This is a genomic window from Streptomyces sp. NPDC051104, from assembly GCF_040682835.1.
In the GTDB taxonomy this organism is placed as follows: Bacteria; Actinomycetota; Actinomycetes; order Streptomycetales; family Streptomycetaceae; genus Streptomyces; species Streptomyces cynarae.
In genome coordinates this window covers 30,406-45,587 of the sequence record NZ_JBFBBS010000003.1, presented here as the reverse complement: position 1 = coordinate 45,587, position 15,182 = coordinate 30,406, and the positions used below count along the sequence as shown (strand labels likewise).

At 70.9% G+C, this 15,182-nt stretch carries 12 protein-coding genes; 4 read left to right on the top strand and 8 right to left on the bottom strand.

Annotation, left to right across the window (positions count from 1 at the left end; translation table 11 throughout):
• Positions 1-20 precede the first annotated feature (20 nt).
• Both AB0N14_RS06820 and AB0N14_RS06815 read left to right on the top strand, forming a co-directional pair.
• Complete coding sequence (locus AB0N14_RS06820; protein WP_366024642.1) at positions 21-2,303, top strand: ATP-dependent RecD-like DNA helicase; 2,283 nt, start codon at positions 21-23, stop codon at positions 2,301-2,303.
• 252 nt (positions 2,304-2,555) lie between these two features.
• Positions 2,556-3,845, top strand: a complete 1,290-nt coding sequence (locus tag AB0N14_RS06815) for a citrate synthase (protein WP_366024641.1) — start codon at positions 2,556-2,558, stop codon at positions 3,843-3,845.
• Between the two features lie 744 nt (positions 3,846-4,589).
• Here the strand turns inward: AB0N14_RS06815 and AB0N14_RS06810 are convergent.
• The gene (locus AB0N14_RS06810) at positions 4,590-6,854 is read right to left on the bottom strand and encodes a heavy metal translocating P-type ATPase (protein WP_366024640.1); all 2,265 of its coding nucleotides are present in this window, start codon (positions 6,852-6,854) and stop codon (positions 4,590-4,592) included.
• An 85-nt stretch (positions 6,855-6,939) separates the two neighbouring features.
• Entirely contained in the window at positions 6,940-7,179 is a 240-nt protein-coding gene (locus tag AB0N14_RS06805; protein WP_263230015.1) for a heavy-metal-associated domain-containing protein, read from the bottom strand.
• A 245-nt stretch (positions 7,180-7,424) separates the two neighbouring features.
• Here AB0N14_RS06805 and AB0N14_RS06800 point away from each other — a divergent pair, with 245 nt between their 5' ends.
• Entirely contained in the window at positions 7,425-8,468 is a 1,044-nt protein-coding gene (locus AB0N14_RS06800) for a zinc-dependent alcohol dehydrogenase family protein (protein WP_366024639.1), read from the top strand.
• Between the two features lie 79 nt (positions 8,469-8,547).
• On the opposite strand, the gene AB0N14_RS06795 is transcribed toward AB0N14_RS06800, so the two are convergent.
• The 4 genes from AB0N14_RS06795 to AB0N14_RS06780 all read right to left on the bottom strand — a co-directional run bounded on the left by AB0N14_RS06795 (position 8,548) and on the right by AB0N14_RS06780 (position 10,814).
• Entirely contained in the window at positions 8,548-8,748 is a 201-nt protein-coding gene (locus AB0N14_RS06795; RefSeq protein ID WP_103838731.1) for a MerR family transcriptional regulator, read from the bottom strand.
• 343 nt (positions 8,749-9,091) lie between these two features.
• Positions 9,092-9,715, bottom strand: coding sequence for a chaplin family protein (locus tag AB0N14_RS06790; protein ID WP_366024638.1), 624 nt, complete (start codon positions 9,713-9,715; stop codon positions 9,092-9,094).
• Positions 9,716-9,851: 136 nt separating this feature from the next.
• The gene (locus AB0N14_RS06785; protein WP_366024637.1) at positions 9,852-10,085 is read right to left on the bottom strand and encodes a chaplin; all 234 of its coding nucleotides are present in this window, start codon (positions 10,083-10,085) and stop codon (positions 9,852-9,854) included.
• A gap of 318 nt (positions 10,086-10,403) precedes the next feature.
• On the bottom strand, positions 10,404-10,814 hold the full coding sequence (locus tag AB0N14_RS06780) for a rodlin (RefSeq protein ID WP_366024636.1): 411 nt from the start codon (positions 10,812-10,814) through the stop codon (positions 10,404-10,406).
• A 251-nt stretch (positions 10,815-11,065) separates the two neighbouring features.
• Between AB0N14_RS06780 and AB0N14_RS06775 the strand changes: the two genes are divergently transcribed.
• On the top strand, positions 11,066-11,476 hold the full coding sequence (locus AB0N14_RS06775) for a rodlin (protein WP_366024635.1): 411 nt from the start codon (positions 11,066-11,068) through the stop codon (positions 11,474-11,476).
• A 101-nt stretch (positions 11,477-11,577) separates the two neighbouring features.
• Here the strand turns inward: AB0N14_RS06775 and AB0N14_RS06770 are convergent, their stop codons facing one another.
• Together AB0N14_RS06770 and AB0N14_RS06765 are read right to left on the bottom strand one after the other, a co-directional pair.
• Positions 11,578-12,441 carry an ABC transporter permease gene (locus AB0N14_RS06770; protein ID WP_366024634.1) on the bottom strand — a complete coding sequence of 288 codons (864 nt, stop codon included), beginning with the start codon at positions 12,439-12,441 and terminating at the stop codon, positions 11,578-11,580.
• Positions 12,438-15,083 (bottom strand): alpha/beta fold hydrolase, encoded by a 2,646-nt coding sequence (locus tag AB0N14_RS06765; RefSeq protein WP_366024633.1) that lies wholly within the window; start codon positions 15,081-15,083, stop codon positions 12,438-12,440. The genes AB0N14_RS06770 and AB0N14_RS06765 overlap by 4 nt, the downstream gene beginning before the upstream one ends.
• Positions 15,084-15,182: the final 99 nt, after the last annotated feature.

The window sequence follows — 15,182 nt, the reverse complement described above, 5'->3', positions numbered from 1 at the left end:
CCCAGCGCTAACGTCGCCTCATGACCAAGGAGGCGACCAGGGCGGGACAGGCGGGCGGCGGCGCCGAGGAGCGGCGGCTTGCCGTGCTCGAAGGTGTGCTTGAGCGGATCACCTACGCCAATGAGGAGAACGGATACACCGTCGCCCGCGTCGACACCGGCCGCGGCGGTGGTGATCTGCTCACCGTCGTCGGTGCGCTCCTCGGTGCGCAGGTGGGCGAGTCGCTGAGGATGGAGGGGCGCTGGGGGTCGCACCCCCAGTACGGCCGGCAGTTCACCGTTGAGAACTACACGACCGTCCTCCCGGCCACCGTCCAGGGCCTCCGCCGTTACCTCGGGTCCGGACTCGTCAAGGGGATCGGCCCCGTCTTCGCCGACCGGATCACCCAGCACTTCGGGCTGGACACCCTGAAGATCATCGAGGAGGAGCCCAAGCGGCTCATCGAGGTCCCCGGCCTCGGCCCCAAACGCACCAAGAAGATCGCCGACGCCTGGGAGGAGCAGAAGGCGATCAAGGAGGTCATGCTCTTCCTGCAGACCGTCGAGGTGTCCACGTCCATCGCCGTCCGCATCTACAAGAAGTACGGCGACGCCTCCATCTCCGTCGTCAAGAACCAGCCCTACCGCCTCGCCGCCGACGTCTGGGGCATCGGCTTCCTCACCGCCGACCGCATCGCCCAGTCCGTCGGCATCCCGCACGACAGTCCCGAGCGCGTCAAGGCCGGCCTGCAGTACGCGCTGTCGCAGTCCGCGGACCAGGGGCACTGCTACCTCCCGGAGGAGCAGCTCATCGCCGACGCCGTCAAGCTCCTCCAGGTCGACACCGGCCTCGTCATCGAGTGCCTCGCCGAGCTGGCGGCATCTCCCGACGACGGGGACGACCCCGGTGTCGTACGGGAAAAGGTGCCCGGCCCGGACGGAGGCGACCCCGTCACCGCGATCTACCTCGTCCCCTTCCACCGCGCCGAACTCTCCCTCTCCGCCCAGCTGCTGCGCCTCCTGCGCACGGAGGAGGACCGGATGCCCGGCTTCCGGGACGTGGCCTGGGACAGGGCGCTGGGCTGGCTCAAGGGGCGTACGGGCGCCGACCTCGCGCCCGAGCAGGAGCAGGCCGTACGGCTCGCGCTGACCGAGAAGGTCGCCGTCCTCACCGGCGGGCCCGGCTGCGGCAAGTCGTTCACCGTGCGGTCGATCGTCGAGCTGGCCCGGGCCAAGCGGGCCAAGGTCGTGCTCGCCGCGCCCACCGGACGCGCCGCCAAGCGCCTGTCCGAGCTGACCGGCGCAGAGGCCTCCACCGTCCACCGGCTGCTGGAGCTGAAGCCCGGCGGCGACGCGGCGTACGACAGGGACCGCCCGCTCGACGCCGACCTGGTCGTCGTCGACGAGGCCTCCATGCTCGACCTGTTGCTCGCCAACAAGCTGGTCAAGGCCGTGCCGCCCGGCGCCCACCTGCTCTTCGTCGGCGACGTCGACCAACTGCCGAGCGTGGGCGCCGGCGAGGTCCTGAGGGACCTGCTCGCCGACGGCAGCCCGATCCCGGCCGTCCGGCTCACCCGCGTCTTCCGCCAGGCCCAGCAGTCCGGCGTCGTCACCAACGCGCACCGCATCAACGCCGGACAGCACCCCCTCACCGACGGCCTGAAGGACTTCTTCCTCTTCGTCGAGGACGACACCGAGGCCGCCGGACGGCTCACCGTGGACGTGGCGGCACGGCGGATCCCGGCCCGCTTCGGCCTCGACCCGCGCCGGGACGTGCAGGTGCTCGCCCCCATGCACCGCGGACCCGCCGGCGCGGGCACCCTCAACGGTCTGCTCCAGCAGGCGATCACCCCCGCCCGCCCCGACCTGCCCGAGAAGCGGTTCGGCGGCCGCGTCTTCCGTGTCGGCGACAAGGTGACCCAGATTCGCAACAATTACGAGAAGGGGAAGAACGGTGTCTTCAACGGCACCGTCGGCGTGGTCACCGCGCTCGACCCGGTCGATCAGCGCCTGACGGTGCTGACGGACGAGGACGAGGAGGTGGCGTACGAGTTCGACGAGCTCGACGAGCTGGCCCACGCCTACGCGGTGACGATCCACCGCTCCCAGGGCAGCGAGTATCCGGCGGTGGTCATCCCGGTCACCACCGGAGCCTGGATGATGCTCCAGCGGAACCTGCTCTACACCGCGGTCACCCGGGCCAAGAAGCTGGTCGTGCTCGTCGGTTCACGCAGGGCGATCGGGCAGGCGGTGCGCACGGTGTCGGCCGGCCGCCGCTGCACGGCACTGGACTTCAGGCTGTCGCCGCGGCCCCTGGAGAGTTGAGCCCTCCCGTCCTCGGCACCCGCCACCGCCCGCCCCCGGTCATCGAAAAAAATGATCGATCAAATGAGTCGCGAAGGTCACAGAGCACTTCCGGAACGGCTCGGAGGGGGGCAGGATGAGCAGGTTGACGGCACTCAGTGCCGCCGATGAGCCCAACGGCCGACCCCGAGTGCACTCTCCTGCGCCAAATGGGGGATGGTAGAGACAGTCAGGGCACCTCGAAGATGAGGCACTACGTCGGTGAGGGAAGACGTGAGCGACAACTCTGTAGTACTGCGGTACGACGGCAACGAGTACACCTACCCGGTGGTCGACAGCACCGTCGGTGACAAGGGCTTCGACATCGGGAAGCTCCGCGCCCAGACCGGTCTGGTGACCCTGGACAGCGGCTACGGCAACACCGCCGCCTACAAATCCGCCATCACCTACCTCGACGGCGAGGAGGGCATCCTCCGGTACCGCGGTTACCCGATCGAGCAACTGGCCGAGCGCTCCACCTTCCTGGAGGTCGCCTACCTGCTGATCAACGGCGAGCTGCCCACGGTCGACGAGCTCTCCGCCTTCAAGAACGACATCACGCAGCACACCCTGCTGCACGAGGATGTCAAGAACTTCTACAAGGGCTTCCCCCGCGACGCCCACCCGATGGCGATGCTGTCCTCGGTGGTCTCCGCGCTGTCCACCTTCTACCAGGACAGCCACAACCCGTTCGACGAGAAGCAGCGCAACCTCTCCACCATCCGCCTGCTCGCCAAGCTCCCGACGATCGCCGCGTACGCCTACAAGAAGTCGATCGGCCACCCGTTCGTCTACCCGCGCAACGACCTCGGCTACGTCGAGAACTTCCTGCGCATGACCTTCTCGGTCCCCGCGCAGGAGTTCGAGCTGGACCCGGTCGTCGTGTCCGCGCTCGACAAGCTGCTGATCCTGCACGCCGACCACGAGCAGAACTGTTCGACCTCCACGGTCCGCCTGGTGGGCTCCTCGCAGGCCAACATGTTCGCCTCGATCTCGGCCGGCATCAACGCGCTGTGGGGCCCGCTGCACGGCGGCGCCAACCAGTCCGTCCTGGAGATGCTCGAGGGCATCCGTGACTCCGGCAACGACGTCGACACCTTCATCCGCAAGGTGAAGAACAAGGAGGACGGCGTCCGCCTGATGGGCTTCGGCCACCGGGTCTACAAGAACTTCGACCCGCGCGCCAAGATCATCAAGGCCGCCGCGCACGACGTCCTCTCCGCCCTGGGCAAGGAGGACGAGCTCCTCGACATCGCGCTCAAGCTGGAGGAGCACGCGCTGTCCGACGGCTACTTCGTCGAGCGCAAGCTCTACCCGAACGTGGACTTCTACACCGGCCTGATCTACCGCGCCATGGGCTTCCCGACCGAGATGTTCACGGTCCTGTTCGCCCTCGGCCGGCTGCCGGGCTGGATCGCCCAGTGGCACGAGATGATCAAGGAGCCGGGCTCCCGCATCGGCCGCCCGCGCCAGATCTACACGGGCGTGGTCGAGCGCGACTTCGTCCCGGTCGAGGAGCGCTGACAGCGTTCACTGCAGCTTGGCCCGGCGAGTGAGCCGAAGGGGCGCGCCGGTGTCGAGGGCGCATGGGGGTCCTCTGCTCGAGCGAAGTCGAGAGCTTGGGGGAGCGCGGAGGCCCGAAGGGCTGAGCACGGTCGTGGCCTCGACACCGCCTCGCGCCGGGAGGCGCATATCGGTACTGCGGTGCCCCGGAGCGGACCGAGCCACAAAAAAGCGGAAGGCGCCCCGGCGCCGGTCCCCCCACGGGCCGACGACCAGGGCGCCTTCCCATGTCCCGGTGCGGATTCCCCCCACGGGATCCGGCCGGGCGTCTGCGGGACAGCGCCTGAATCGCTGTGAGCAAAACGAGCAGAACTCGGCGTACCACTGCGGTGCGGTCTGCCGGGACGCGTACGGACGGGAGGGCCGCTCAAAGCTCCCCGGTGTACGTGCCCCGGCAACGCAGTTTCCCGGGGACGTCCCCCAAGACATCCCCAGATGTCAGTCGCGCCCCCCAAGACGCTTCCGACATCGCCAACTTAGACCCACGAACCCTTCCGCTGGTTACGTTCACGTCACTGTGATCTGTGTCTCTTGCGCACCTCCTGAAGATGCGCAAGAGCTTCGACACCTTGATCGAAGCCCCAGCGTAAGGATGATGCGCGGGCCTTGTGAAGAGCTTATGTGAGGCTCGCTTCCGACTCTAGAGGGACTCTTACCGCCCCGTCCTGGGAACCGCGCCACTGGGCCGGTGTCCCTGCGGCCCCCTCATGAGAACGCCCGCAGCCGCAGGCTGTTCGTGACCACGAACACCGAAGAGAAGGCCATGGCCGCACCCGCGATCATGGGGTTGAGGAAGCCTGCCGCGGCCAGCGGCAGGGCGGCCACGTTGTACCCGAAGGCCCACGCCAGGTTCCCCTTGATCGTGGCGAGCGTGCGCCGTGACAGCCGGATCGCGTCCGCGGCCACCCGCAGGTCCCCGCGCACCAGCGTCAGATCGCTCGCCTCGATCGCCGCGTCCGTCCCGGTGCCCATGGCCAGGCCCAGATCGGCGGTGGCGAGGGCGGCCGCGTCGTTGACGCCGTCGCCGACCATGGCGACGGTCCGCCCCTCGGCCTGGAGCCGCCGGACGACGCCCACCTTGTCCTCGGGCAGCACCTCGGCGATCACGTCCGCGGCGTCGATGCCGACGGCCCGCGCCACCGCCTCGGCCACCGCCCGGTTGTCCCCGGTCAGCAGCACCGGCCGCAGCCCCAGCGCGCGCAGGTCCCGTACGGCTTCGGCGCTGGTCTCCTTGATCGCGTCGGCCACGGTGACGACACCGAGTGCCACGCCGTCCCTGACGACCACGACGGCCGTACGTCCCTCCGTCTCGGCCCCGGCCTTCGCGCGGGCCAGCGGCTCCGGGAGCACGCCGGGGAAGCGGCCCACCGTGACCTCGTGCCCCTCGACGCGGCCGCGCACGCCGAGCCCGGGCACGTTCTCGAAGTGCTCCGGCGCGGGAAGGTCGCCGAGGCGCTCCTGAGCGCCTTCCGCGACTGCCCGGGCGACCGGGTGCTCGGAGGCGTGTTCCAGGGCCCCTGCGAGCCGTAGAACCCCCTTCTCGTCGCTGTCCTCGACGGCGTGCACCTCCTGGAGCGTCATCCGGCCGGTGGTCACCGTTCCGGTCTTGTCCAGGACCACGGTGTCGACCCGCCGTGTGGACTCCAGCACCTCGGGACCCTTGATCAGGATGCCGAGCTGGGCGCCGCGGCCCGTGCCGACCATCAGGGCGGTCGGGGTGGCGAGGCCCAGCGCGCACGGGCAGGCGATGATCAGCACCGCGACCGCCGCGGTGAAGGCGGCGACGGTGTCCCCGGTGACGCCGAGCCACACCCCGAAGGTGCCGAGCGCGATCAGCAGCACCACGGGCACGAAGATCCCGGAGATGCGGTCGGCGAGGCGCTGCACCTCGGCCTTGCCGTTCTGTGCGTCCTCGACGAGCCGCGCCATCCGCGCGAGCTGGGTGTCCGCGCCGACCCGGGTCGCCTCGACCACCAGCCGGCCCCCGGCGTTCACGGTCGCGCCGGTCACGGAATCGCCCACCGCCACATCGACCGGCACCGACTCGCCGGTGAGCATGGACGCGTCGACCGCGGAGACGCCCTCCACGACGGTCCCGTCGGTGGCGATCTTCTCCCCGGGCCGAACCACGAATCGGTCGCCGACGGCCAGCCGCGCCACCGGAACGCGTACCTCACGTCCCTCCCGGAGCACCGCGACGTCCTTCGCGCCCAGTTCGAGCAGCGCCTTCAGGGCCGCGCCCGCGCGCCGCTTGGAGCGGGCCTCCAGGTAGCGGCCGAGCAGGATGAACGCGACGACACCGGCGGCCACCTCGAGGTAGATCGTGGACGCCCCGTCCGTACGGGAGACGGTGAGCTCGAAGCCGTGGCGCATGCCGGGCATGCCCGCCTGCCCCCAGAACAGCGTCCACAGCGACCAGCCGAAGGCGGCGAGCGTGCCGACCGAGACGAGTGTGTCCATGGTGGCCGCGCCGTGCCGGGCATTGGTGAACGCCGCCTTGTGGAACGGCAGTCCGCCCCATACGACGACGGGGGAGGCGAGGGTGAGCGAGAGCCACTGCCAGTTGTCGAACTGCAGGGCCGGAACCATCGCGAGCAGCAAGACGGGCAGGGCGAGCAGCGCGGAGACGGTCAGGCGCTGACGGAGAGCGGCGAGCTCCGGGTCTTCTTCGAGCCCCGCGGGCTCCTCGGTCTCGACGGTCCGTTCCGGCTGCGGCGGCGGGGGTTCCTCGGCGGCGTAGCCGGTCCTCACCACCGTGGCGATCAGATCGGCGACCTCGATCCCCTCCGGGTAGGAGATCTTCGCCTTCTCCGTCGCGAAGTTGACCGTGGCGGTGACGCCGTCCATCCGGTTGAGCTTCTTCTCGACACGGGCCGCGCAGGAGGCGCAGGTCATGCCGCCGATCGTGAGCTCGACCTCGGAACGTGCGGTCGTGTCGTTTATCGGGGCTGGTGCTGTGGTGCTGGTCATGTCCGGACTCCAGACAACGGACCGGGCCGTGCGGACCAGTATCAGCTGGTCGGTACGGCCTGGTGCGGTGGGCGATGCCGGTGGTTCAGGCCTTGCCGACGAGTTCGAAGCCCGCCTCGTCGACCGCGGCGCGCACGGCCTCGTCGTCGAGGGGGGCGGCGGAGACGACCGTGACCTCGCCGGTGGACGCGACGGCGGTGACCGAGGTGACGCCGTCGATGCCGGAGATCTCGCCGGAGACGGAGCCTTCACAGTGCCCGCAGCTCATCCCGCTCACCTTGTAGACGGTCGTCACGGAACCCGGGGTGTCGGTCTGCGCGGTCATGGCATTACTCCTCAGGGAGGCGTGTGGGGCTTACGAGAATCACACTATACCCCCTGGGGGTACCCGACGACGGGAGGTGGGGCGCATCGGCGGGGCGCGTTCCGTTCGGCCGCCGCCAGCGGGGACCGCACCGTGGTGTGGAGGGCGGGGAGGGGGCCCCGGGACGGGACACGGGCAGGGCACTACCGTTCGGCAGGAGACGATCTCCGGGGCAGGGATCGAGCAATGGCGGAGGGTGCGGTCGTATGCGTGCGGTGGTGTTCGAGCGGTACGGGGAGCGGGCCGAGGTGCGCGAGGTGGCGGACCCGGAGCCGTCCGAGCACGGGGCCGTGGTGCGGGTCGAGGCGACGGGGCTGTGCCGCAGCGACTGGCACGGCTGGATGGGGCACGACCCGGACGTCACGCTCCCGCACGTGCCCGGCCATGAACTCGCCGGTGTCGTCGAGGCGGTCGGCGCCCGGGTGACGCGCTGGCGGCCGGGCGACCGGGTCACGGTGCCGTTCGTCTGCGCCTGCGGCAGCTGTCCGTCCTGTGCGGCGGGCGACCAGCAGGTGTGCGAGCGGCAGACCCAGCCGGGCTTCACGCACTGGGGGTCCTTCGCACAGTACGTGGCGCTGGAGCACGCGGACGTGAACCTGGTCGCGGTGCCGGAGGAGATGTCGTTCCGGACGGCGGCGGCGCTCGGGTGCCGGTTCGCCACGGCGTTCCGGGCGGTCGTCCAGCAGGGGCGGCCGGCCGCGGGGGAGTGGGTCGCCGTGCACGGCTGCGGGGGTGTCGGACTGTCGGCGGTGATGATCGCGGCGGCCGTGGGGGCGCGGGTCGTGGCCGTCGACGTGTCGTCCCAGGCCCTTGAGCTGGCACGGAAGTTCGGCGCGGCGGAGTGTGTGGACGCGACGGACACCGACGACACGGCCGAAGCGGTCCGCACCCTGACCGGCGGCGGCGCTCACGTCTCCCTCGACGCGCTCGGCTCCCCGGCGACGTGCGTCGCGTCGGTGAACGGACTGCGCCGCCGCGGACGCCACGTCCAGGTCGGCCTGTTGCCCTCCCCCGACGGCACCACCCCCGTCCCCATGGCCCGGGTGATCGCCCTGGAACTGGAGATCCTCGGCAGCCACGGCATGGCGGCGCACACGTATCCGCCGATGCTGGAACTGGTCCGGTCCGGCGCCGTGCGCCCCGACCTCCTGGTCACGTCGGCCATCCCGCTGGCCGCGTCCCCCGAGGCACTGGCGGCCATGGGTACGGCACCGGGGCAGGGAGTGACGGTCGTCGAGCCGTGGCGCTGAGCCGGCCGGCCACCGGCGGCGACAGCCGAGTGGCCCGCCCCGGCCGGGACGCGCCACTCGGAGGCACCGGGGAAAGCGGTCAGGGCTCTCCGCGGCCGCGGTTGCCCGGGCGGGAGGCCACCCAGGCCCGGACCGTGTCGGCGTACCAGTAGGGCTTTCCGCCCTCCACATGGTCCGGTGGAGGAAGCAGCCCGTGCTTGCGATAGGACCTGACGGTGTCCGGCTGCACGCTGATGTGGGCGGCGATCTCCTTGTAGGACCAGAGGCGACGGTCGGTCATCTTCAAGCACCTCCTCGCGCACGCCACGGCGGCGACCGGGGGAGGTCGTCGGGGGAGCCGGGCCCGCGCTGGCGATCACAAAGCCTGTGCCGGGTCAACGACCGCGGCGCACGCGGGAAAGGGCCTGTGAACCGGCTGTGACAGAAGGCCCGCACAGCCGGGACATGCGTGACCGGAGGAAGTTCTTTGTGACACGGGTGGTGCATCGGGGCGGGAGTGCTTCTCGGGTGAACGGCCCAGGGGCGGCGCCCGGAGTGGACGCCGCCCCTGGGCGGTGAACTGACGGAGTGACGCGTGAACGACGGCACGGGTGCCGGACGCGGGACGCCCCGCACCCGGCGCGCTACCGGCGGGAGGTGACCCGCCCCCGTCGGTACAGGATGAGCCCGCCGGTCAGCATCGCGACGCTGACGGCCGAGGCGGCGAGGAGGCCCTCACTGCCGGTCTCGGCCAGGGCGGGCAGCGTGTGCGAGGCCGCGACGGGCTGCACGCCGGCCCGCGGGTTGTCCGCCTGCGGGACACCTGCCTGGGGCGGCAGCGTTCCTTCCGGCGGGGTCGTCCCGGTGCCCGGCATCTCGGGTGTCGCGCCGGAGCCCGGAGGGAGCGTGGTGCCGGACCCGGGCGGGGTGGTCGGGGTGCCGGAACCGTTGCCGCGCGGTGGCGTCTGCACCGGGACGGTAGGGGTGGGGGCGGGGGTCACGGGTGCAGGGGATGCCGTGGCGCCCCGGCCGTTGGCGCAGGCGTTGCCGAACGCCGGGTTCAGCACGGCGATCACGTTGACCGTGTTGCCGCAGACATTGACGGGGACGTTCACGGGGGCCTGGACGGTGTTGCCGGACGCGAGGCCCGGTGATCCGGACGTCGAGCCGTCGGCGCTCGAGTCGGCGAACACCGGGCTGCCGCACAGGGACAGGATGCCCGTCGCGGCGGCCGCCGCGACCATTCCCCTGCTCAGGGTCTGTCGCAATCTCGTTGTCTTCCTGCTGGTAGAGGTGGGAGAAGTGGTAAAGCCGGCCCTGGAACCGAGAAGAACAGTCCAAGGCCGGCCGTGACACAGCCGGACGGCTGGTGTGCGACGACCTCAGCCGCGCGCGGCCATGGCGTCAGGTGTTGGAGCACGCGTTGCCGGACGTGGGGTTCAGCAGCGCGATGATGTTGAGGCTGTTGCCGCACACGTTGACGGGCACGTGCACGGGAACCTGGATGACGTTCCCGGACAGGACACCCGGGGAGTTGGTCGCGGACGCGTCGGCTCCGGAGTCCGCCATGGCCGGCGCGGCCATTCCCAGAGCCATGATGGCGCCGGCGACGACGACGGCGCTCTTCTTGTGCTTCACGAAGTTTCCCTTCTGTGCGGTCGTGCCCCTGTGACGGCCGAAACCGAGCGAGCACGGCTTGAAACGGCTCGCCGCACGACCTGCATCTGTGAAACGAGGAATAGACGGCCGAAGCAACTCCCTCGCACGGGCCGCCGCACAATTCACCCGAACGCCGATCGTGAATACACACGAAAGGCGTGCGGGCCGTCCGCGTGGCTTCGTGCGATCGAAAGCCATTCGAGAGGAGGCCGGGAAAAGAAGAATATGCCGACAACCGCCCGCGTCCGGGCCGCCCGAAGAGGGCGAAGCGGGCGGCCGGCCGGTGCGCGAAGGCGGTCAGCTGTTGCCGGTTCCGTTCGCGGACAGGACCGGAACGTCGTCCACGACGTGCGACAGCGGCTCGTCGCCCTTGGCCTGGGTGGAGTTCTCGGTGCACTGCTGGTTCTGCGGGGCCGACAGGACTGGGACGTCCTGCACGGCGACCGGCACGAGGCCGACGAGCGAACCGGCGTTGGCCTTGGCCGGCGCGCCGAGGCAGAGCTTGTTCAGGGAGCCCTGCACCAGGGACATCTGCGGGCTCATGGCGCCCGAGGTCGCCGCGTTGCCGAACGACTCCGAGATGGTGTTCGAGTTGGTGGACGTGGTCCCGGTGTCGTCACCGAGCGCCAGGGCCTGCGGAGCGGCCGCCGCCGAGACACCCACCACGGAAGCCGCGACCGCCGCCGCGGCCATCGCCTTCTTGAACATGTCGGTTCCTTTCCTGACAGAAGACACGTGTTCCTGCTCTGCGACCAACCCGGAAGCCTCGAATTGGTTTCGGCCGTTCACCCGGTCGGGCCCGTTCCGCGGGCGGTAATTCTGGAAATACGCGCCAGGAGTACGGATCCGATTGGGCCTCTCGATATCGGCCATCGGAGTGAAGGGGAGCAACCATGACACCGTGCGGCAGTTGTCCAGAGCGCTCCGGTGGACGGGGTTTCTCCAGAAGGGACTAGCAAGTGATGAAGAGGTTCATGGCCGCCGCGGCGGTCGCTGCTTCCGTGGTGGGCGTCTCGGCGGCGGCCGCTCCCCAGGCGCTGGCGGTCGGCAACGACACCGGGACGACGTCCACCAACGGCAACACCTCGACGCAGCAGTACGGCAACTCGGCCACCTACGGCATGATGAGCCCCCAGATGGCGCTCATCCAGGGCTCGCTGAACAAGCCCTGTGTCGGTCTGCCGGCGAAGGTCAACGCCGGTTCGCTCGTCGGCCTCGTGCCGGTCGGTGTCCAGGACGTCCCGGTCCTGTCGGCGTCGCAGAACCAGCAGTGCACCGAGAACTCCACCCAGGCCAAGGGCGACGAGCCGCTGTCGCACATCCTGGACGACGTCCCGGTCCTGTCCGCGAACGGAACCAACAACAGCTGAGTCCGGGGCATCCGGCACACGAGGAGCGGCCCGCCGAGCGATTCGGCGGGCCGCTCCTTCGTATGCGCCCCGGCCACTCGGCACCGGGGATCCCCGGCTGTCTAGGAGACGACGTCCTTGCGGGCGAAACCGCGGAACGCCAGGGCGAAGAGCACGAGCGCGTACGTCACCGAGATCGCCGTGCCCTGGATCATGCCGGCCCACTCCGGTTGGGTCTGCACCGCGTCGGCCCAGGCGAACTGCCAGTGCGCCGGCAGGAAGTCGCGCCAGTGGCCGAGAGCGGTGACCGCGTCCAGTACGTTCCCCACGATGGTGAGCCCGACCGCGCCGCCCACCGCTCCCAGCGGTGCGTCCGTCTTCGTCGACAGCCAGAACGCGAGGCCGGCGGTGACCAGTTGGGACACGAAGATGTACGCCACCACGACGACGAGCCGCTGAGCCGCCGTGCCCGGGGAGAGGGAGCCGCCGGTCGGCATCTCCAGCGGCCCCCAGCCGTAGGCGGCGGTACCCACCGCGAGCGCGACGACCGGCAGCAGCACCATGGCCGCGAGGCTCATGCCCAGTCCCACCGCGAGCTTGGACCACAGCAGGCGGGCGCGGGGGACGGGTGCCGCGAGCAGATAGCGCAGCGAGGACCAGCTCGCCTCCGAGGCCACCGTGTCACCGCAGAACAGGGCCACCGGGATGACCAGCAGGAACCCGGCGGAGACGAACAGGTTCACCGCGGCGAAGTTGGCACCCGACGCGGTCGCCGTGTCCATCAGCGTCACCTGGCCGTTGCGCGAGCCCGGGTCGCCGCCGATGGCGAACGCGACGACCAGCACGAACGGCAGCAGGGCCAGGATGGCACCCATCACGAGGGTGCGGCGCCGCTTCAACTGCCGGACGAGCTCCACGCGCAGCGGCAGCGTCCGCCGCGCCCGGTACCCGTCGGCCGTCTCCGCCCGCTCGGCGAGCGCACTCATGCGGAACCTCCGATCAGGGTCAGGAAGGCGTCCTCCAGACGCCGATGGGGGCCTACGGACTCCACGGGGACGTCCAGCCGCACCAGCTCCGCGACCAGCCGCCGCGCGCTGCCGCCCGTGTCGAGCCGGACCAGCAGCCCGTCCTCCGTGCGCACCGCCGAGGCGACGCCCGACAGCGCGCCCACCTTCTCCACGAGGGGCTCCTCCACGGGTGCGGCGGTGCCGACGAGCACGGTGTCACCCGAGCCGATGATCTCCTTGACCGGGCCCGCCTGGAGCAGTCGGCCGCGGTCCATGACCACCAGGTGGGTGCAGGACTGCTCGACCTCCGCCAGCAGGTGGCTGGAGACGATGACCGTGCGGCCGCCCGCCGCGTACCGGATCATGACCTCGCGCATCTCGCGGATCTGCGGCGGGTCCAGGCCGTTCGTCGGCTCGTCCAGGATCAGCAGGTCAGGCAGGCCCAGCATCGCCTGGGCGATGGCGAGGCGCTGCCGCATGCCCTGGGAGTACGTGCGCACCGCGCGCTCCAGCGCGTCGCCGAGCCCCGCGATCTCCAGCGCCTCGTCCAGGTGCGCGTCCTCGGCCGGGCGACCCGTCGCCCGCCAGTACAGCTCCAGGTTCTCCCGGCCGGACAGGTGCGGCAGGAATCCGGCGCCCTCCACGAAGGCACCGACCCGTGACAGCACCGACGCACCCGGGCGCACCGCATGGCCGAAGACGCGGATCTCGCCGCCGTCCGGCCGGATCAGGCCCATCAGCATGCGCAGCGTGGTGGTCTTGCCCGCGCCGTTCGGCCCCAGCAGGCCCAGCACCTGTCCCTTCTCCACGCGGAAGGACAGGTCCCTGACCGCGTACCGGTCCGTCGACTTCGCGTACCGCTTGCTCAGGCCGGTGATGTGCAGCGGCACGTCCTCCAGCGCCGGGTCGGGCGCCGGTGCCGTCGTACGGCGGCGGGCCGTGAGCAGCAGCGCTGCCGCGACGACCGCCCCGGTCACCGGCAGCCACCACACCCAGGAGGGAAGCGGGGCCGCAGCGGTCGCGACCCCGGGTGCCGTCGGCACCTTCAGTCCGCTCTTCAGGGAGACCGTGTACGTGGCGGGTGCGGTCGGGGAGGCGTAGCCGAGGTCCGTGGAGGCGAGGACCAGCCGCAGCCGGTGTCCCTTCTGCACCTCGTGGTCGACGGCGGGCAGGGTCAGCGTGACGTCCTTGCCGGCCTTGGCTCCCTCCACCCGGACCGGGGCGACCAGTTGCGACGGCAGTACCGGCTGTCCCTTGCCGGGGCCGACGTCGTACACCTTCCCGAACAGCACGGCGTCGTCGCTCGACGACGTGACATGCACCGTCACGGTCGGCGAGCCGGTGATCCACAGGTCCTTGCGCACGGGACGCGAGTCGAACCGCGCGTACTGTCCGGGGAAGTCGAGCGACACCCCGACGCCCAGCGACGACAGCTGGGCGAGGCCGCCCGAGCCGCCGAGGCCGGGGAGAGCCGAGACCGCGGGCGGGGTGGCCCCGGCCGGGTTGGCGAAGCGCTGCTGACGGCCGCTGAGCTCGACCGTCCGCTGCCCGCTCTCCAGCCCCGGGTAGGAGGCGCCGCTCGCGCCCCTCAGCTGGGCCGCGCCGTCCGTGGAGTCGATGCCCCCGGTGCGGGTGATCCGGAAGGCGGGCCCCGTGTCGACGCCCTTGTCGCCCTTCAGATAGCGGTCGAACCAGGCGGTGTCACGGGCCTGCACGCGGCTGGTCTCCATGTCCCCGCCGTCGTGACCGCCCGCGATCCAGTCGACGTCCACGGGGGCGCCGTTGGCACGGATCGCTCGGGCCGCCGCGTCCGCCTGACCGAGCGGGAACAGCGAGTCGGACTGGCCCTGCACCAGCAGGGTGGGCACCTTGATGTCCTTGGCCACGGCGGACGGCGAACGCGCCTGGAGCAGGGCACGCGCCTCGGCGTCCGGCTTGCCGGACTCGGCGACCCGCTCGTACATCCGGCACAGCTCGGCGCTGAACTTGGCGCAACCGCCGCCGGAGTTCACGAAGACGCCGGCCCACAGCTTCTTGAACACGCCGTTCGGGAACAGGGCGTCCGCCAGGTTCCAGTACGTGATCGCCGGGGCGATGGCGTCCACCCGGTGGTCGTACCCCGCGGCCAGCAGCGCGATGGCCCCGCCGTAGGACTCGCCGGCCATGCCCACGCGCGGATCGCCCGGCTTGTCCAGCTGGACCTCCGGCCGCTGCGCCAGCCAGTCGATGAGCCGGGAGACATCGGCGACCTCGCCCTTCGGGTCGTTCAGCCCGATCTTCCCCGTGGACCTGCCGAAGCCGCGCGCCGACCAGGTCAGCACCGCGTACCCGTCCCGGGCGAGCGTGACCGCCTGGTCCGTCATGTCGTCCTTGCTCCCGCCGAATCCGTGCGCGAGCAGGACGGCCGGGCGGCGGCCGGCGGATCCGGACGTGAAGAAAGAGGTGTCGATCCGTACTCCGCCGCCCATGTCCATGACGCTGTCGGTGCGGTGCACGGCTGGCGCGTCGTCCGATGCGGCGGCCGTCCACGTCCCGGCACCGGCCAGCACGAGAAGGACCGCGACCAGGGCGGCCACGGCCCCTCGGCGCAGCCCACGGAATGCGGGCAGTCGAAGATCCATGCGTCAACGGTAAAGGCCACCACCGACAACCGGGGCAGCCGCAGGGCTGAACCACGGCCCCTCCTGGGGGCGTACAGGCCTGCCGCCGCGTACCGCAGC

Bases quoted from the DNA above. Each gene is read 5' to 3' on its own strand.
- AB0N14_RS06820 (WP_366024642.1), top strand. From the start codon at position 21: ATGACCAAGGAGGCGACCAGGGCGGGACAGGCGGGCGGCGGCGCCGAG.
- AB0N14_RS06810 (WP_366024640.1), bottom strand. From the start codon at position 6,854: ATGACCAGCACCACAGCACCAGCCCCGATAAACGACACGACCGCACGT.
- AB0N14_RS06805 (WP_263230015.1), bottom strand. From the start codon at position 7,179: ATGACCGCGCAGACCGACACCCCGGGTTCCGTGACGACCGTCTACAAG.
- AB0N14_RS06800 (WP_366024639.1), top strand. From the start codon at position 7,425: ATGCGTGCGGTGGTGTTCGAGCGGTACGGGGAGCGGGCCGAGGTGCGC.
- AB0N14_RS06795 (WP_103838731.1), bottom strand. From the start codon at position 8,748: ATGACCGACCGTCGCCTCTGGTCCTACAAGGAGATCGCCGCCCACATC.
- AB0N14_RS06780 (WP_366024636.1), bottom strand. From the start codon at position 10,814: ATGTTCAAGAAGGCGATGGCCGCGGCGGCGGTCGCGGCTTCCGTGGTG.
- AB0N14_RS06770 (WP_366024634.1), bottom strand. From the start codon at position 12,441: ATGAGTGCGCTCGCCGAGCGGGCGGAGACGGCCGACGGGTACCGGGCG.
- AB0N14_RS06765 (WP_366024633.1), bottom strand. From the start codon at position 15,083: ATGGATCTTCGACTGCCCGCATTCCGTGGGCTGCGCCGAGGGGCCGTG.